The organism is Bacteroides sp. MSB163 (genome assembly GCF_036416795.1).
Taxonomy (GTDB): domain Bacteria; phylum Bacteroidota; class Bacteroidia; order Bacteroidales; family Bacteroidaceae; genus Bacteroides; species Bacteroides maternus.
Map to the genome: position 1 here is coordinate 345,082 of NZ_CP143867.1, position 20,081 is coordinate 365,162.

The following is a 20,081-nucleotide window of genomic DNA, read 5'->3' on the forward strand; positions in this document are numbered from 1 at the left end:
TTTATTGTCCATATTCTAAATTGCATAGATAGTAAATGCTGTAAATGATAATGCATTCGTTTCTCCACCCGGGAAATTGACTACATATCCCATACTAACTTCCGTTTCTTGTTCCAAAGTTATATTAAGTGGCATGGAAACACGACTTGCAGGATCTCCACAATCACTCTGGGCTATAATACTCGGACTTTTCCATTCAATTCCTTTACCTTTTGCTACAACAAAGAAAGCACGGTCTTTTCCACCTTCATTTTCAATATCCCACCAATTGAAACCACGGGTAGCTATAAACAGGTATTTTCCTGCAGGCAAAGTGAATGTCTGATAAACAGCTCCCTGTAAGGCAGTAGGATTCCCCCAGTTCTCAGCACACATAAACAAGCGGTCACTCCAACCGTCATACATTGTATACTGTACGGCTGCGTTAGATGTTAACCAGTCTGAAAGGATGCCACGGCGAGAATCCGGGAAATAGGAAACAACATTAAACGGCTGTTTATAATTCTTTAGATATTGATTCGTAATATCATCAAACTCTTCCGGAATCCCAGTAATTTCTTTCGTTTCTGAGAAAAGATAATAATCAGGAATATTCTCCAACTCAAGTGCCACACGATAAAAAGCATTGTCCCTGTAATTCTCTTTATAGCCGGTACGATATTTTATCGCATCTATAGACACCGTCAGTTCTCCGTCACCGCTAAAATTAGCATCCACTTCCTGTTCGGCAACAACCGGACTTTTACTGTTTACAAAGTGGTTAATACCTAAATAAATACGAGCTTTCACTATACGTGGAGCAGGCTTACTCGTTCCGGAAACTTTCTTTACCTTAAACTTGGCAACAATGTTAATGCCTTCCAATTTTGCATCCAAATCAGATATCTCATAATAAGGTGTGATGTGAAAATCCTGACGTACATCCTTTTTCAGATCATAATAAATAGAATCATATCCTACTGTCCCAGCTGGAAACTCATTTATTTCAAACGGATACTTTACATTCCCTAAAGTTAGTTTATATTCTCCGGAATGTAGCAATTGCTGGTATGAACCATCAGCCAAAGTGTGCATTTTCGTTCCCCAGTCTACCTTACCAAACCCTTCCTGGAAAAAGAGAAATATATCACGCGCATCATTACCATCACATAGAAATGGTTTATCATTATAGAGTAATTGCCCAGAGAAAGTTACGCTCGGCGCATCATAATTATCATACTCACAAGCAGTAAACAATATCGTAGCTAATAATAATATAATAATCTTCTTCATAATCAATTTACTATTAATAGGTTTTAGTGTTTCGGATTCTTCTCAATATGCGGATTACCTTCTGTCATCGGATATTCTGCATAATACATATCTTGTCCGAACCGGATAGGTAATCCCTTCTCATTATCATTACCACGATGCTCAATATACACCCTTCGGAAAAGCCACTTTCCATCTTCCGGCTGTCCCGGAGCATACACTTTATAAGGCCACAAGCCAGTCATCCGGGCTGTCGAAGTATTCCAGTCACCCGACCATATCTGATCAGCAATACGCCACCTCTTCAGATCATAAAAACGATGATCCTCAAATGCCAACTCTATCTTACGCTCATTCTGCAAAAGTGCAAGTGTCAAATCCGAACTTTCAATACGGAAAGCAGTACCTCCGGCACGTTCTCTTACTTCATTCAGACAATCAGAAGACAACTGTAATGTATTGCTGCCTTTATAATTAGCAACACCAAGTTGATTAAGATAATAAGCAGCCTCAGCCGCATTAAGCAGAATCTCTCCATATCGGAAAATGATATATGGTACTGCGCTCTTTCCTGATGCTTCGGAACCAGTAACCGGATCTATATATTTACGCAACAAGAAACCTGTATGGCTGGTATAATAACTATTACGGATAGGACCGTCAATGCTGGTCAGTTGCTGCCCATTATAAAAGTTTTTGTCCGGATCGTATACATTCTCGATTAAATCCAGCATTTTCAAATCATAACCGGAAGCTGTTTTCACAGCCAGCCCTGCCTGTAATTGAATCTCTTTTCCCCTGAAATCCGCACCAGGCAGAATTACGGTTCCCCACAAACGCGGATCACGTCCTTCGAAAATACCCATCGGAGAATCATAAAGAACATAGTTATAAGCGGAAGTTTCATTTCCCATTGATTCGATAATCTCATTACCAACATAAGCATTCAGCTGTGATGAACCGGAATTTATAGTTTCAAAACTCTCGACTAAGTTTAACGTCGGGTTCACATGACCACCAAAATTAGCAGTTGAACGTTGAGAACGAGGAATATTCCACACTGTAAAATTGTTTGGGAAATCAGTACTTCCATCATAATCACGAATGAGAATAAGTTCCGGATTATCCGTCTTGGATACAAACACATTATTAAAGTTCTCACCCAGACTGCTTCCAGTACCCTTTAGCAAAGAATACCGCCCTATCTCCTTTAGCTCCAGATAGGCGTCAATACAACTTTGCAGATATTCTGTTGCTTTATTCTTAGAGATTCCGACTGCTCCGCTTGTCAAGGTCAATCCCATTGTTTTACTTTTATCCTCATTATAGGCTAAAGTACCTGCATATAACATTGCACGTGACTTGAGTGCCAATGCAGAAGCCTTAGTGGCACGTGTAAGTAAGCTACTTCCCTGCGGAGCAATATCAAGCGCCTCTTTCACTTCATCCATTTCTGTCGCAACAAACTCATATACGGCTGCCTCTGTATCACGGGGTTTAGCATATTCTATCGGAGTAGTACTATAATCGTACACTTCTGTAATTAAAGGTACGCCTCCCAGATTTTTCACCATATTGAAGTAAGTAAATGCTCTTAGAAAACGTGCTTCACCGAGAAAATAAGCGCGTTGATTTTCAGGCAAATGTGAGGTTTTCTCTGACAAATTCCTGATATGAATATTGATGTCCCGTATCAGATTATAATCATAGTAATTACGATAGGTACGACCAACATTACTCGAAAATTGCCAATAATAACTATTACTGGTAGCTTCATCCCACCTGCATATATCATAAGATTCATTATCCGAAGCGAAGTTCTGGTCCAACTTGATGCGCCCGTATAAATTTGCAGCAATACTACTGATACTGGCAACAGATGAATATGCTTGATCCTCGGATAATTCTTTGGGATCGTTCTGACTCAACCAGTCTTCACACGAGGTAAAGCTCAACAAAGCGACACATGCATATACTAATATTTTTGTTTTCATATTTATGCTCTTCTTTTAAAATTTAACGTTAACACCTAATGTCAATACCTTATGTTGCGGATAGTCCTGACCATTCACTGTTGAAATTTCAGGATCAAAACCATAATCATGCAACGAACTCAGACAGAAAAGATTGGTTCCTTGGAAATATATGCGGCATTGTTCCATACCTACCTTTCTTATCCAGTTTTTGGGTAAAGAATAGCCAACTACAAGATTACGGAGACGCAGGTAATTAACTTCTCTCGTATAGAAACTATTCCACCAACGCCCCGAATGACTTTCCTGTCCACGCAAGGCCGGGAATTTCCCTGGAATCCAAGGAGACTTCGGATCAAAAATATCTTCATGCCTCCATACGTCAATATTGTTATAGTAATATCCATTCACGCTGCGCGTTACACCCCACTTCAAATCCCAGTCAGCAACAAATGTATTTTTAAAACCACCGGCAAAGTCAGCAGCCACATCAACCCCCTTCCATTCAAATCCTAAATTAATACCCATTGAAATCAACGGATTCTTATTGGATGTACTTGAATCCCAGGGCCAGTCAGCCGATGCATAGGCTTGAGGACGTTCGTCAAAATCATTGATAATTCCATCACCATTGACGTCACGAAGTATTACGTCACCTGGACGAACAGTAGCATTGTTTTGACCGTCCTGATCAACCGGATAACTATCAATCTGTTCCTGTGTTTCAAAACGACCGATTACTTCCCACATCCATACACCTCCGGCATTACCCTGATCCGTATTGAGCACTACATTGGACCAGCGATTGGATTGTGCCCAACGATATTTATCCCATGCATTACCGAATATTTCTCCATGGCGTTTACCATTTTTCTGTCGGGCAAATGTTATATTAGCCCCAACACTATACTTTAAATCTCCAACTTTATCATTCCATTTCACAAATGCATCGAATCCTACCGTCATATCAGAATTCATATTCTCAGGCAAAGCACTCAAACCTGTCTCCAACGGAAACATAATATCACTCGGTGTGCCCGGAATACCATCACGCATACGTTTAAAGAGGTCAAACTCTCCTGTAAGTCGATTATCAAAGAAACCAAAGTCAATACCGACATTCATCAATTTAATTTTCATCCATGAAATGGTGGTTACAGGAATTCCCTTAGGTGCCGAGCCTATTACTTTTTTACTTTTCACAGAACTGAACGGGTCATCAGGCATAAGTGACTGACCTTTGTAATAAGTATATCCGGAAAGGTATGCAAAGTCAGGATATAAACCGCCCAGATTATCATCTCCCATCATACCATACGACGCTCTCAACTTCAAATTCGAAAACCAGCTACTTATAGATGAGTTCTTAAAAAAGTTCTCTTCCGAAATACGCCATGCCGCACTAACTGAGGGGAAAAAGCCCCATCGGTTGCCTTTCGGGAATTTCCATGAACCATCATAACGGGCCGATAAATCAAGAATATAACGGTTTTCATAATCATAACCTGCACGGAATACCCAGCTGGCTGTAGAAGTTATAGCTTTATTCTCGCTTACCAAGTTGTTATCATTAGTTGAAATAAGATCTATAAATTCATTCTCAACCGGATGTTGCTGTACATTTAGCGAATGATAATCCCGTTTGGTAAACTCAAAACCACCTACACCAGTTACATGATGTTTACCAAACATATTGTCATAGTTTAGCAGAAACTGCCCGGAAAATTCTTTGATAGTCGTATTAAATCTTTCCATCCAAGTTTCATTAGCAGCTGACTTATCATAGGCCACAATATATTCATCCGCAGCCCTGTCATAAGTATACTCTTTCCAACCTTTCTCCAGATTATTCACCTTATTCTGAGAGGTCCAATAGGAAAAAATGCCTTTTCCCGTCAACCCCTTAATGGGTGTTTTCCACTCCATATCCCAATCAATCTGTACCACGGTAGTATTGTTATCTGATTTACCTGCATTATCAATAGTTAGTGCAGCCAGGTTAAGACCAGAAGCACCGGGTACATTATTCAAATAGTTGGGATTATCATTTGCATAAGGACGGTAAATGGGCGGAAGATTAAAAACCGCCTGACGGGCATTTGCATAATCATCACTACCCGGAAGAGCTGGATTAGTACGATTCTCCAAACGTCCGTTCAACCGGAAACCCAACTTCAGTTTTTCACTGATATCAATATTGAAATTAGACTGAATATTAGTACGCTGAAAATTATAGTCCTTGAAAACTGCATCCTGGTCAATATTGCTGATTGATAAATAATAGGTTGTCTTATTTCCACCGCCACTCAGGTTTGCATGTATGTAAGATTGCGGTGCTGCATTACTAACATAGTTATCTCTCCAATCAAATCCACGATAGTCTTCACCGGTTTCAGGATTATAATATCCCGTACGCCATTTTTCCAATTCAGCTCTAGCCACATCCGGAGAAACTGACAGGGTACCCAGATTAGCCTCCTTCATATAATTAGCATATTGCCATTCATACGCATTCAACATTCTGGGATAAGAAGTCCATGATTGCCAACTGTAATTGAAATCCAAAGTTACGGCTGCCTTTTGGTTCTTAGAACCATTTTTTGTAGTAACCAGTACGACTCCATTGGCCGCTTTTACTCCATAGATGGCAGCAGCCCCGTCTTTCAATATAGAAATGTTCTCAATATCATTTACATCCAGATTGTTGAACTGCGCCTCATCTTTTATAATACCATCTATCACAAAGAGAGGAGTACCCATATTTCTGATCTGAATAGAAGTACCGCTACCCGGCTGTCCCGACTTCTGTCGGGTAGTAATACCGGCTATTTTACCCACCAATGCTCCTGAAACAGTCGAAGAAGTAGTACGGGCGATATCTTCTGTACCAATAGTAGTAACTGCCGCAGCAATACTCCCTTTACGTTTAGTCCCATATCCCACCACAACAATCTCATCCAGGATTTCCTGATCTTCTTTCAATATGACAGAAAGAAATGGTTTATTTCCAGCTGTAACTTTTACAGTTTTATAGCCTACATAAGAAAACTCCAAAACACCGGAACCAGCAACATTCAACTGAAATATTCCATCAGAGTCAGTAACAGTACCTACACTCGTACCGGCAACCCGTACTGATACCCCTATTAAAGGTTCATCATTGTCATCGGTAACTTTCCCTTTTACAGTTTTCTCTTGCTGAGCAATAACAACAGACTTTGTCATTGCATAGCCTTCTGATACGAAGAAACTTCCAAAGGCTATTGATAAGAGAATAAATTTCAACAAGCTAAGCTTGTTATTAAAGAAATCGTTCATCATCTTATTAGTTTTAAAGATTAATAAAACAGGTTCAATAAAAACATTAACGAGGGTTAACAACATCGTAATGCAAAGATATCCCCCTCATTCAAATACAAGTAAAAATAAGCCGTCATTAAGTATCAATAATCTGTTATTTGAGGCGTTTGAATGATTTCTAGTATTTTTTGAATGATTACTTTTGAGTGTTATATGTATGTTTGCAGCGGTTAACAACACTCCCGTATTATTATAAATCTATTAATTCAACCATTATGAAAAAGTATAATTTATTATTTGCTTCTCTCTTATTTCTATTTCCCAATGAGACGATTGCTCAAGAAAGAGCAATTATAAAAATAGACACAGATCGCATAATTGACCAGATTAATCCTCATCTATACGGAAATTTTTCGGAACATCTGGGACAAGGTATATATGGAGGTATTTATGATCCGAAGTCTATTCAGGCAGATGAAGATGGCTTTCGCAAAGACGTCATCGAACAGACAAAAGAGTTAAAAGTTTCCATCTTACGATGGCCCGGAGGGAATTTCGTTTCAGGTTACCATTGGGAAGATGGTATTGGAGATCGTAGCAAACGCCCTACTCGGATTGACCTGGCTTGGGGAGGTAAAGAAAGTAATATGATAGGAACAGATGAATTCATTCAATTTGCCCGCAAAGCAAAAGTGGAACCTTATTTCTGTGTCAATCTGGGAACCGGTTCATTGGATGAAGCACGAAATTGGGTGGAATACTGCAATGTGGAGAAAGGAACATACTACTCAGACCTTCGCCGTAAAAATGGATTTGAAAAACCGCATAAAGTAACGTATTGGGGGTTAGGCAATGAAGTAGACGGTCCGTGGCAAATGGGACACAAATCACCCGAAGATTATTCTAAAATAGCAATAGAAACAGCAAAATTAATGCGCTGGATTGACAAAGACATCAAGCTCATTGCCAGCGGTTCAAGCAATTACGATGCCGACTGGAATAAATGGAACCGGACAATACTGGACGAAATGTATAACTACATCGATTACATCTCTCTTCATCATTATTCGCACAATACCTCAGACTACTACACATATCTGACAAATACTATTGAAGTAGAGAATTACATCCGTATTGTAGAACAACAGATAAAGGAAGCAAAAATGAAGAATCGTTCTTCCAAAGATGTTTTTATAGCTTTCGACGAATGGAATGCATGGACTCGGACATTCGGAGGTACTGACAATACCCTATCGGAAATATATGATTTACAGGACGCTCTTATTGTAGCTCAATACCTCAATATATTCTTACGCACTTGTGACATTGTCAAGATGGCCAATATGGCACAATTAGTAAATGTCATTGCTCCGATGCGTGTTGACAATGATAAATTATGGAAGCAAACCACTTATTACCCACTCTATCTTTTTGCCAATAACTGCCGTGGAAAAGCACTGGACATATATATAAAAAGTCCGGCGTATTCTACTGATAAATATAAAGAAGTTCCTTATCTGGACGTTTCATCCACTTACGAACCTTCACGGAACGAAGTAGTGATCAATGTCGTTAACCGTAATAAAGACAAAGCTATTACAGCTGATATCCTTTCTCAAACCGGCTCTTTCGATAAAAAAGCGACAGCCAATATTGTATCAGGAGCAAATGCAAATATTACAAACTCTGTAAACGAACAGAACATTGATATAAAGAAAGAAGAAATAAAAACTTCCGGTGAGAAAATAACATATTCATTTGCTCCGCGATCATTCACACAGATTATTGTAAAAGTAAAGTAATCCTCTTTCACAAAATGACATCATTCTTTATAAGATTGTCATAACATATAAAGGCTGAATCAAACTAGGATTTTTGATTCAGCCTCAACTATTTGAATATATACTTTCCTTGCAGTATTACTCCGTAACCAACGGACGTTTACGCCAGTCATCCTTCACATAGCTATCGGGATAGACTGTTTTATCTTTTAACTCACCACCTTTCAGGCGTATCCAGGAAGTAAAGGTACGTTCCCCCTCCTTCAACACAATTACGCGTGCACCGTTAGATAGATGGTTATATTCCGTATTACCACCTGTGAAACGTCCATAAGCCAGTACGATACCTTTCCACATGACTGAATAATCATTATCATGGTCATGTCCGACAAAAGTACCCATTACATCACCTGCTTCCTTCATAGCGGCAAACATACCGGTATTAATGGCAGCCGAACAGGCTTTTTCCATACGTGTACCATAAAGGATGGCGTTCTCATCAGCAGCTGCCTCGTTGTATTCGGGCAGAGGAATATGGAAGAATGCCAAAGCAGGCAATGGCTTTCCGTTATTCTTAGCGGTAAAAGCCGCACTTTGTTGACGATACCAGTTCACCTGATCGAATGTAAGCCAGTCATACCCTTTCACATCCGGCAATTTGGAGTACGAGTGAGAATCCAGGCAATAGAGTACTGAAGCATCTTTCCTACCATCCGAAGATTTCACGGTGAGGACGTAGTCGGGAGACTCAACACTACCGCGGTCGGGCTGGATGTTGTAAGGCATGGAACGGATAATATCGTATAATTCGGCACGCGTTTTGCCTTGTTCGTTATCATGGTTACCGAAAGTCACAACAAAAGGTATCTTACGGGAGGAAGCACAATCAAGTACGGCCCGCATGGCTGTATCAGCAGGCGGTGCATAAACTACATCTCCGGTAAAAACAATCAAATCGGGACGTTCGGCATCCAGAACTTCGTTGATACGCTTCAAGGCAATGGCTGAAGCAGGATTGTGATACTGAAAATGGATGTCGGTAAACTGGACGATTTTAAACTCTCCGTTCTTGTTAAACTTTAAGGGGGCAACCTGTGCCTGGCAGAACAGAACTGTCAGAAAAGCCAGACAAAGGGTTAAAGAAATTCTCTTCATGTTGTCAGTAATTAGTTTTTAGGTAGTTTATTAGGTTGAAATCAGTATTATTCTTTGGTTATCAAAACTGTTGCATAAGCTGAGATACCTTCTTCGCGACCGGTAAAACCAAGCTTTTCCGTAGTAGTGGCTTTGATGGAGATGTCGTCTTCATCTATTCCCATTACTTTGGCAAGCGTCTGCTGCATGGCGGGAATATGGGATTTCAGTTTGGGGCGTTCCGCACAGATGGTTGCATCAATGTTGCCCACGGAATAGCCTTTGGTTGCAATCAGTTCTACGGTTTTCTTCAGTAATATTTTGCTGTCTATGTCCTTGAACTCTCCTGCGGTATCGGGAAAATGGTAACCGATATCACGCATATTGGCGGCTCCCAGCAAGGCATCGCAAATGGTATGAATCAGCACGTCGGCATCTGAATGTCCGAGTAATCCTTTCTCATGTTCCAGGCGGATACCGCCTAACCAGAGTTCACGTTCTGCCACCAACTGGTGTACATCGAAGCCAAAGCCTACACGTATTTTCATATCGTTCTTCTTTTAATTTTATTGGATGAATGCACGAAAGTACGGAAAAAAAGCAAGTGGGGAATAAAGACAGAACGCAAATTACACAAATTACGCAATTTTTCGTCTTATATAAGGCAACCGATAGGAGGCCTGAAAGAAATTGCGTAACCTGTGTAATTTGCGTTCTATTCCGTATTCCTTATGATTTACGGTCTATCCGGCAGTTGGGACAGCAGGTCTTTGTAGAATGCCCTGACGTCCTTCCAGTGATAGAAAGGAGCGATGTCGGTCTTCACCGGAATACTCACTTCTTTCTCGTTCAGCATGAACTTCACGATGATATCGTCTGCGCTGCCTTTCTTACGGAAGAAAACAATCTGCACATTGGCAGCCATAGGCACCATTTTGAAGTTACACCATGCCTGATAGAATTTGGCCGGATCGGACTCTTCATTATAGCAGTTCTCCAGTCTCAGCAAGCCCACCAGAGGAATAACATTACCGTCGTGTCCGAAGCGGAAAGTGGCCGAGTTTGTACCGGAGGCAATCGCCGCGTCTGCCGAGTCCATGATATTCTCGACCAGAGATTTGGCGTTTGCCAGCATCAGTCCGTTCGTCATGGGCGAAGGACCGTCGCATACATAGTTCTTATAGTTATGTATCTGCCAGATATCAAACAATTCCTGCTTCTCAAAGATATCATAAAAACAAACCTCCGGTTCCACGTTCTGCATATCAGAAGCAACCCAATACAGACCGCGCATCAGTTCTTCAGGATTCACATTCTTACGAATATACTCTTTGCTATTGAACAGTGTATTCATCAGACGTTCCGGACGGACATGTTCTTCTTCGAACTTACGGAATTCCTCATACCAAGGCCCTTTGCGTGAAGTAAACTTCATAGCTTCTTGTGTATGGAAATTCAGGTAATCCATATATTTATTGCTGGATTCGCGCTCAATCTGCATCTTCGGGTTGAATTCCTTCAGGCGTTCGCAGAATGCATCCATGCTGAGCACGCAACGGATAACTACGGTAGAGCGGGCAGACATCTGCGGTTCACCTTTAAATACTTCAGGGAATGCCTGATACATACGTTCGGCAATGCCTCGTTGTTGCTTCACTCCTACCGGACTGAGGTCGCCGCCATGTCCTTTGGCATCTGCCCAGACAATGTCCAGACGTTTACGGACATCTTCGCCAAAATCGGTTAATACTCCGGCTGCATGGGCTTTCTCAAAGACTTCCATCACGCGGACGTAGTCTTCATCCGCAATCAGCCAGCGGGAACCATGACGGCCATAGTGACTGATATAGAAGGGTTCATAACCTTTCGGAGCCTTGGTCTGGACACCCGAAGGACCGGGATAAGCGTAATATACACCACCTGTCGTTGCAATATCATTGAAGATTTCTTCGCGTGTGGCTTGTGCATATAAACCTTGAACAACAAAAGCTGCTAACAGGACGATTGAAAAAAGAGTTCGTTTCATTCTCATAAATAAGTTATTATTTTTAATGTATTTATTATTGTATTAGTAAAAAGGGAAAGTAATGAATCAACCTTCATCCTTATTTCTGATAATCCGGATTCTGCGTCAGATACGGGTTCGTGGTAAACTCATCCTGCGGAATGGGATACAATTTGTACTTATCGTTCACATCTTTACCCACATACGTACCAACTTCACCGTCACTGCTGCCTTTCCAATCCCAGTTATATCCTTTTGTGAATTTGCCGAAGCGGATCAGGTCTGTGCGACGCACCAACTCCATATTCATCTCACGGGCTCTTTCATCCAGAATGAAATCCAGATTCAACTGACCGTCGGTAATACGACCGGATACCCCGTCACCATAGTTGCCGGACATATAAGCACGGTCTCTGATTTCATTTACATAACCCAGCGCCTCAGCACGCGTACCTTCCGCAGCCCCGCGAAGAATAGCCTCAGCCGCCATCAGGTAAGCATCTGCCGTACGGAACATCGGGAGGTCTACAGACGAATACTTAGTACCGCCATCTACCAATTCCTTACGGTCCCTGGTTACATTTCTCCATTTGATGCACGCATAACCATTCTCAAAAGTCTTCTGGAAAGCCTTACCTTCTACCCAGGTTTCCTTTGTATGACCGATGGTAAAGAACTGTGCACGCTTATCCTTCTTATTATCTCCCCAGGGATCATTTTCATAGAAGGTTTGGTCAGCCTCATCAAACTTATCTACAAGCGCCACCTTCACACGGGCATTACCCCAGCCACGGCTACCTACTCCGGTTTTTACATAGCTATCCATCGGACCATTCATCAATGCTTTAATCAGGAAGTTGGTTCCGGCACTGCTCTGCGCATAGTCAGCATCCTGCACCAAGGGCCAGATGATTTCGGAGCAAGTATTGTTATCTGCCAGGAAGATGTGACGATAATCGGAAGCCAACGGATAATTACCTTCCGTAATCACTTTCCTGGCATATTTATAAGCATTGGTATATTCATTCTTGCCTACCCATGTTTCGGCATTCAGATAGACACGTGCCAGAAGAAACCAAGCCGACACACGATCCACACGGCCATACTCATTCCGCTTCGGTTCTTTCAGCAAGGTTGTCAGTTCTTCCGTTTCAGAAACCACATAGTCATAGATTTCCTGGCGGGTCTTCTGATGGGGAATCGTACCTACATCCATCGTTTCATCAATGAAGGGACCCGAACCGTACAAGTCGCAAATCATGCTGTAGCAATAAGCACGGATGAAGCGTGCTTCGGCACGGTAATAAGGCATTTCAGCCTGCAAAGCATCATATACACCACGGGCTTTCAGCTTCCCTTCCGCACTTTCGCGCAAGAACTCATTACAGTAGTTAATGGCCATATACAGACGATAATATGAATAGCAAATAATCTTTGTCGAAGGGTCCCAGTTCATATACAACAGTGACAAACTTCCATGACTGCCACCGGAATGGAAAACGATCTCATCCGTACAAGCCTCTTGCAAATAGAACAGAGCACGTGTATAACCACTATAACCTTCATCAATACCCGGCACGTCACCGTTTCCGCCATCACCACCCTTTTGTCCGGTCTGGATAAGGCTGGCATAACACTTTGCCAATACTCCGATGTATCCCTCAGGCGTAGAATAAACCTTCTCGCCCACCAACTCATTGTCGTCCAAAGGCAATGTATCCAAATCTCCCAGACAAGAAGAAAGAAGGAAGAGAGATACCAGACATATACTTGCTAACTTGAAATATTTCGTTTTCATTGTTTTCTGATTTTTCATGAATTAAAAATTAAGATTTACTCCCAGCATGAACATACGCGGGCGCTGATAGATGTTCTTATCGATGCCACTGTAGATTTCCGGATCAAGACCACTGTAACCTGTCAACGTACATACGTTCTGTACTGTGAAAGAGAGACGAAGAGAGGTCTTTTCGTTCCACAACTTATCGAAGGTATGCCCCAACGTGATGTTATCGATACGGAAGAAATCGCCTTTCTCCAGGAAATAATCGGTATAGATGCGATCCTGCGTAAATCCGGTTTCAAGAGTAGAACGCAGAATATTGCTGGAAACGCCGGTTCCACCATAAAGTCCGTCCAAAGAATCGGAGGCTTTCACATAGTTATAAACATAAGCACCGAAGCTTCCATGTCCGTTGATACCCAAATCCCAGTTCTTATATGTCAGACGGGTAGAAAGACCGCAGTAGTAAGGAGCTTTGGAGCTTTTGCCGGTCACGTACTTGTTGGCATCTTCTTCGCTGCTGGTGGTAGAACCATCTTTTGCGATATACTTGCCATCCAGCGGCTTACCATTATCATCATAAGCCTGTTGCAACAGGTAAAAAGTATTCGGAGTTTCGCCTACCATGTGGACTTGCAGATATTTACCCGTACCACCGGCATTACCAGTCTTCACATAGTTATCTTCACGGTCGATGGTGTTCAGCTTTGTTATTTCGGAAGTATTCCAGGTAAAGTTACAGCCGACTGTCCATTCCCAATCCTTATTCTTCACGGGAATCACATTGATACCGATTTCCAGACCTTTACTCTTCATATTACCGATATTAGTTTCAATCATATTGGTAAAGTTGCTTCCGGCAGGAACGAATATCTTATTCAGCAGGTCTTTGGTAGTACGCCAGTAATAATCAATCGTACCGGAGATGCGGTTGTTCAGGAAACCATAGTCGATACCGATATTATAAGTTTCGGTAGTCTCCCACTTGATGTTGGCATCGTAGCCATTGGGACGGTAAGTAGTGTACCATTGATCACCGAAGTAATAGCGGGATTCGTCATAAGATGCCGTATAAGTCGGCAGGTGCTGATAGTAAGAACCGATGGATTGCTGACCGGTCTGCCCGTAGCTCAAACGGAGTTTCAAATCGGACAGGGCTTTGAAGTTCGAGAGGAAAGCCTCTTCGTTCACACGCCAGGCTGCCGCAACTGAAGGGAAATACCCCCAACGGTTATCAGGAGAGAAACGTGAAGAAGCATCTGCACGCAGAGTAGCCGTCAGCATATAGCGTTGTTTCCAGGAGTAGTTTACACGTCCATAGAAAGAAAGCAGATAAAGTTCGGCTTCGGCATGCTGAGGAGTAGCCAGTTCTTTGCCTTCGGTATCGGTGGTAACGCTATTATTCTTATACCAGAAACGTTGCCAGCCGTAACCACCCATGACATTGATGTGATGATCTTTAAGTTCTTTGTCGTAATTGGCATAGAAATCGAGCAAGGTGTTGCGCTTGGTCTGATGGTATTTATAGCGCTTGCCCGTACCGTCATTTTGATTACCAGTGTACATGGAGGGAGCAAGATCGGGTACATTTTCACGATTGTCATTCTTCTGGATGTCATAGCCCATATTCAGATTGAAGCGCAAGTCTTCCAATCCGTGCACCTTGTAGTCAAGGGCAATGTTACCGATAGAACGTTTTGTCTTTTCGAGTTTGTCAGCCAGTTCCAAATCGGCAACCGGATTCGCAGCGGCCAGCGTGATGGGTTTACCGCCATTCATCCATGTATAATATCCCAGACCTACATTACCTTCATAGTCTTCGTAAACGGGACGGGTAGGATCAAAAGAGATGGCACTGCCAATCACACCTGTTGAAACCGGTTTATTATTCTCAATACTTCCCTTGACGTTGATATCTACAGAAAGATGTTTATCAAAGAACTTCGGAGACAGACCTACACTGGCGTTGATACGCTCGTAGTTATTATTCTTCAATGTACCATTTTGGTTAGTATATCCTACGGATACACGGTAAGGCATATTCTTCAAAGCTCCGGTCATGGACAAGTTATGATCCGTACCCAGTGCCACGCGGTAGATTTCTTTCTGCCAGTCTACATCTGCATTGCCTAGCTTGAAAGTCTCCGGAGCATTGGCATGCCCAGCAAAAGCCTGACGGAATTCTTCGGTAGAAAGTACATCCATATACTGATATACATTGCTCACTGTCATGTTTCCGTTGTAGTTGAAGGAGGGACGAGAGGTACCGTCGGCACTTCCCTTCTTGGTAGTGATGATGATGACACCATTGGAGGCACGCGAACCGTAGATAGCTGTGGCAGAAGCATCCTTCAATACCGTAAAGGAAGCAATGTCATTCGGATTGATGGCACTGATAGAAGTATTGCTCACGGGTACTCCATCAATAACAATCAGCGGATCATTATCTGCCGACAAAGAGGCTCCCATACGGATACGGATGGTACCGCCGCTACCCGGCGCACCATTACCCGGCACGATATTCACACCGGCAACTTTACCCACCAGAGCATCTTCAGCAGTCAATTGCTTACCTTTGTTCAGCTCATCCGGTTTCACGGTCAGCAAAGATCCGGTCACATCGCCTTTCTTCACCTGTCCGTAACCGATGACTACTACTTCGTCCAGCAACTCGCTGTCTTCCTGCATGGTAACTACAATGAGAGGTTTGTTTGTCACGGTGATTTCCTGCCCTTTATAGCCGATACAGGTGACGGTAAGTACATTTCCGATAGCCACCTTCAGTGTAAAATTGCCGTCCACATCGGAAATAGTACCTATAGAAGTACCTTTAATAAGAATGTTAGCTCCGATAACCGATTCACCGGTGGCGTCCTTCACATGCCCTTTCACCATGATGTCTTGTGCTGAAAGCGACAGGGATAGTAGTAATCCCAACAAAGGGAGAAGTCCCTTGACAAGTCTAAAAATGTTTTTCATAAGGTTATTATTATAAATTAATAAAAAAATAATTCTCTCTACATTTTACCCAATAAAAACTAATACCTAAAGAAGACCTATTGTTAACTTTATTTTCTACGCCAAAGTTAAAGCATAACTTTCAGGGGAAGTGATCTGAGTAGATGGGCAAAGTAGACGAAAACAGAAATAAAAAAGAGATAAGCAACTGATATTCTGAAGATAGACTTCTCCTTGGTATAGACAAGAAAAGTAGATGAGAGGAGATGTTTGAGGAAAATAAAAGGAGGCAAAAGATAGCCTCCTCACTTCGATAACACACCATTCTGCAAGATTTCATCAATGCAATATAGTGTTTCTTGATATTTTAGGTAGTCTGTATCCTAAAGCAAATTAATGGCAGATAACTCTTTCGTCAACGCTTGAATACCTTTCTGTATTTTTTCCAATTGCTGCCTGCGAGGTTTATGAACTCCAGCTGCATAATGCCATAACTGACGTTCATTGATTCCCGTGATACGACTTAGCGCAGCTTTGGTAAAGATATTACTATAATAGTTAATAAAGGTAGCAGCATCAATCTTGAACTTCAAATCAAACTCCCCGGATAACAATTCGCAAGGATCAGGATTGTCCTCCAGATACAGCTCAATAGCCTCCTTCATATTATCCTCAATTTCCCGCATATCATTACCCACAGTGATAACCGGGGCACCTTCGATATAAGCACTGAAATTCTTTCCTGCATGTTCGACGATAACTTCTACTGTTTTCATATTACCTCCTATTTTTAAATCATGAAAACAAAGGGGACTTAATTAGCATACAAATATAGTAATAATATGAATAGTACTAAATAAATTATTCGTCATTTTACTATAATTCACCGAATATGCATGATCTTTCATCCAATTTGCTGCACCGCTTCCATAAATTCATCCTTGGAAAGCAAAGATTTATTCCGCACTTTCAGACGATAGTTATACACCGTCTGGGCAGAATAATGAAGGAAGTTAGCAATCTTCCCACTATCTGTAATACCCAATCTGATCAGAGCAAAGACGCGCAACTCGGGTGTCAGCAGTTCACCCTCCTTCGGACAGATACGCTCATCTTCCTGAAGCAAAGTATTGAACTGTTCTATGAACTTAGGATAGAGTTTCAGGAACACACTATCGAACGTGTAGAAGAATTCTTTTAACTCATTGGCAACAAAAGAAGAGGAATTGACAGTCTTATACAAATCATCCAATTGCCCGGTCTTGATTTTACGGGCAAGCATTTTCCGTTGTTCCTCCTGCTTGTTGATGTAGAGCGAACACATATTGAAGACGTAACCGATGTATTCTTCCTTCACCTGGTTGGACTCCTGCAACTTATCATTCAATGTATGCAGGTTTGCATTGATATGCTTGAGCTCCTCGTTCATATCGCTCACTGCCTTCCGGGCAACGTTCAGCCGTTTCATCTGATAGAAAATGAAAATCAGGGCAATCAGCAGGATTATCAGCAGAGCAGAAGTCAAGACGAACAAAGCAACCATCTGTGTCTTTTCCTGCCGCAACTTGTTCTCATAAGTCCGGCTAATAATAGGTAGCATTTCTGAAATCTCCTGTGTACGGTAGCGGGCATTACAGAATGTGGCATCCTGCATGGAACATTCTATATAGGTATAAGCACGGTTAATATCCCCTTCCTGAAACAAGAGGTTTGCCAGTTTCCAAAGAGAAATATATTCCTTCGTCGCTGCCTGAATGTCAGCGATAGCGGAAATAATCAGATACTTCTTCTGTAGTTCCGTCTTTCCCATCACGCCATAAGCATTCGCCAGCCCGATGGAAGGAATGGCAACGCTATATCCTTTCTGTTTATGCGTCTCGTAGCAACTGTTCAGTATCTCGATGGCTTCATCGTATTTTTCCTCGTACAGTAGTTTCTCACTTTTCATCAACAGATAGCCCTGCGAACCTGACTTCCGGATATTGAGAATAGAATCTTTATACTGATAAGCAAGGCTCCGGTAGTGATCTTTCATCTTATCGGAAAAAGCATAATCCGCCATTAACGTGTAAACCTGATGATACTGATAATAATAGTAAGAAATGCCGGAAGCATCCAAGTCGCTGGATTTAATGCCGTCCAGTATCTCCAGCCCTTCCTTATACATGGCCACTCCGATCATGACTTCGGCCACATTCAGTTCCGCGGAATAAATATGAAGAGGATTCTTCATGCGCTTGGCAAGCTCCACACGCTGGTTGGCAACCCACAAGGCGGAGTCCATGCGATAAGAACGGTATTTGCCGAACAATTCGCGATAGACATCAAAGCGTTCCTGATCCGAATGAAGCAAACGGAGTTTCCGTTGCAAAGCATCTATCTGCTCCTGGCGTTCTAATGTATATTGAGGGCGGCTCCTGATAGACATATCAAGTACCCGAAGCAAAGAGTCTGTTTCAGTGGCATAAGAATACAGGGACAGGGATACAAAGAAGACTGCCAAAATTACTTTCAGTTGCCTCATATGGATTTCTTTCACGGTTTAACAATAAATCTTCACGGACAAAAGTACGGAATAAATATCTGAAATGGAAAGTTTCATGAGTCTTTTGGCAGGAATTCACCGGAAACGTTGACGTACGGTTTCATAAAGGAAAAAAATAAGCTTTGCTGAAAAAAATAAAGAATTCTGTACTCAATGATTCGATTATTTATTATATTTGTGCAGTCGTAAACACGACTATGATTTTACATATTAAAGAAAAAGCGTTTAGCTGATTCTTGTGCCAGAGAAAAGTCGAAAATAATCTATACGCACATAGAACAGACTATACGCCTCACCGTTTATGCGGTAGGCGTTTCCTGTTTGTGCGTAAGGGCTTCGACTCCCTCTCTGGCGGATAGGCAAATGCCTTACCGCTTTTTTTATGCTTACCAGATTACAACATTAGGCAGAAGCAGTAAAAACTCTTTTAACCTCAAAGGCAAGTCAAATCGGGCAAATGTGGAGGCCGGACGGCTGAAAAGCCGAAAATGTAACATGAATGTGTTACTACTTGCCTTTGACAAAGAGGTTGAGACAGTATGTTTCATTATTTGATTCATTCCGTATTTACGGCACTAAACAGCCCTAATATCGTCAGATATGTGCTGGTTTTCGCCTTCGGTACATAAATAAGGCTGTAAATAAGACCGAAAAACGGACTGTTTCCCGTTCATTCAAAACCGTTCCGGCCGGGCGCTAAGTATCATTCTGACATTTTGTATTATCAACGCTCCGAGAATCGTTTCTTTGCGTCCGGGAGTGCGTTGCAGAGGAAATACCGAAAGGAAAAACCGCATTCTACTGTATTACAACCAGATACAGAAATACGTACAATTATTCTACAGAAAATAACAAGCAATGTGCCGCACCGGAACAAGCAATGTGCCGCGGATTAAGATACTATGTGCCGGGGATTAACAAGTAATGTGCCCGATCTCTATATCCAATGTGCCCGAAATATAGATCCGACACGCAGGAAATAGAGATCGGACTTGCTGGAGATATAGATCAGGCGGCTCAATTCTCCATATTCGACAGGAAAAATGCGAATATACTGCATGTATATGCGGTAATCCGTTTGGGAAAGCCTCTATTTTATACTTTTCGAAAACAGCGGTTGTTAGCTTATAATCTATTCCTCTGACTTTTTGCCGTCATATTCCTTTTTTTTCAATCACTTCGTCATCTTGCCGAGACAAACGCTTTGTTCATGCGGCGAATCAGCATTCCTCCCCCCCAAAGCTGTCCGAAAAGTGAGAGGAGTGAGAGTAAAATGAGCTCAACTTTTATTTGAAAGCAAAAAAAGAAAAGTGAACGGGCGCTTAAAATAAATCCGTACCCGGCATTTTGA

Annotated in this window: 11 protein-coding genes; 1 reads left to right on the top strand and 10 read right to left on the bottom strand. The window is 41.9% G+C overall.

All coding sequences use genetic code 11. The features are described 5' to 3' along the window. Positions 1-15: 15 nt before the first annotated feature. Genes VYM24_RS01205 through VYM24_RS01215 form a run of 3 tightly spaced genes read right to left on the bottom strand, consistent with a single transcriptional unit; the run spans position 16 to position 6,545 of the window. Complete coding sequence (locus VYM24_RS01205; protein WP_022208584.1) at positions 16-1,272, bottom strand: DUF5013 domain-containing protein; 1,257 nt, start codon at positions 1,270-1,272, stop codon at positions 16-18. A gap of 23 nt (positions 1,273-1,295) precedes the next feature. Next, on the bottom strand, positions 1,296-3,245 hold the full coding sequence (locus VYM24_RS01210) for a RagB/SusD family nutrient uptake outer membrane protein (RefSeq protein WP_330941268.1): 1,950 nt from the start codon (positions 3,243-3,245) through the stop codon (positions 1,296-1,298). Between the two features lie 15 nt (positions 3,246-3,260). Continuing rightward, on the bottom strand, positions 3,261-6,545 hold the full coding sequence (locus tag VYM24_RS01215; protein ID WP_330941269.1) for a SusC/RagA family TonB-linked outer membrane protein: 3,285 nt from the start codon (positions 6,543-6,545) through the stop codon (positions 3,261-3,263). Between the two features lie 254 nt (positions 6,546-6,799). Here VYM24_RS01215 and VYM24_RS01220 point away from each other — a divergent pair, with 254 nt between their 5' ends. Next, the gene (locus tag VYM24_RS01220; protein WP_330941270.1) at positions 6,800-8,326 is read left to right on the top strand and encodes an alpha-N-arabinofuranosidase; all 1,527 of its coding nucleotides are present in this window, start codon (positions 6,800-6,802) and stop codon (positions 8,324-8,326) included. A gap of 117 nt (positions 8,327-8,443) precedes the next feature. Here VYM24_RS01220 and VYM24_RS01225 read toward each other — a convergent pair whose 3' ends face one another. The 7 genes from VYM24_RS01225 to VYM24_RS01255 all read right to left on the bottom strand — a co-directional run bounded on the left by VYM24_RS01225 (position 8,444) and on the right by VYM24_RS01255 (position 18,709). Further along, entirely contained in the window at positions 8,444-9,460 is a 1,017-nt protein-coding gene (locus VYM24_RS01225; protein ID WP_299097013.1) for a metallophosphoesterase family protein, read from the bottom strand. Between the two features lie 47 nt (positions 9,461-9,507). After that, positions 9,508-9,987, bottom strand: coding sequence for a 2-C-methyl-D-erythritol 2,4-cyclodiphosphate synthase (gene ispF, locus VYM24_RS01230; RefSeq protein WP_217716628.1), 480 nt, complete (start codon positions 9,985-9,987; stop codon positions 9,508-9,510). 188 nt (positions 9,988-10,175) lie between these two features. Then, positions 10,176-11,471 (bottom strand): histidine-type phosphatase, encoded by a 1,296-nt coding sequence (locus tag VYM24_RS01235; protein WP_330941271.1) that lies wholly within the window; start codon positions 11,469-11,471, stop codon positions 10,176-10,178. A gap of 73 nt (positions 11,472-11,544) precedes the next feature. Beyond that, positions 11,545-13,242 carry a RagB/SusD family nutrient uptake outer membrane protein gene (locus VYM24_RS01240; protein ID WP_330941272.1) on the bottom strand — a complete coding sequence of 566 codons (1,698 nt, stop codon included), beginning with the start codon at positions 13,240-13,242 and terminating at the stop codon, positions 11,545-11,547. Positions 13,243-13,263: 21 nt separating this feature from the next. After that, positions 13,264-16,206 carry a SusC/RagA family TonB-linked outer membrane protein gene (locus tag VYM24_RS01245; protein WP_330941273.1) on the bottom strand — a complete coding sequence of 981 codons (2,943 nt, stop codon included), beginning with the start codon at positions 16,204-16,206 and terminating at the stop codon, positions 13,264-13,266. A gap of 362 nt (positions 16,207-16,568) precedes the next feature. Next, positions 16,569-16,961, bottom strand: coding sequence for a type II toxin-antitoxin system HicB family antitoxin (locus VYM24_RS01250; RefSeq protein ID WP_330941274.1), 393 nt, complete (start codon positions 16,959-16,961; stop codon positions 16,569-16,571). 128 nt (positions 16,962-17,089) lie between these two features. Continuing rightward, positions 17,090-18,709, bottom strand: coding sequence for a DUF6377 domain-containing protein (locus VYM24_RS01255; protein ID WP_330941275.1), 1,620 nt, complete (start codon positions 18,707-18,709; stop codon positions 17,090-17,092). Between the last annotated feature and the right edge of the window lie 1,372 nt (positions 18,710-20,081).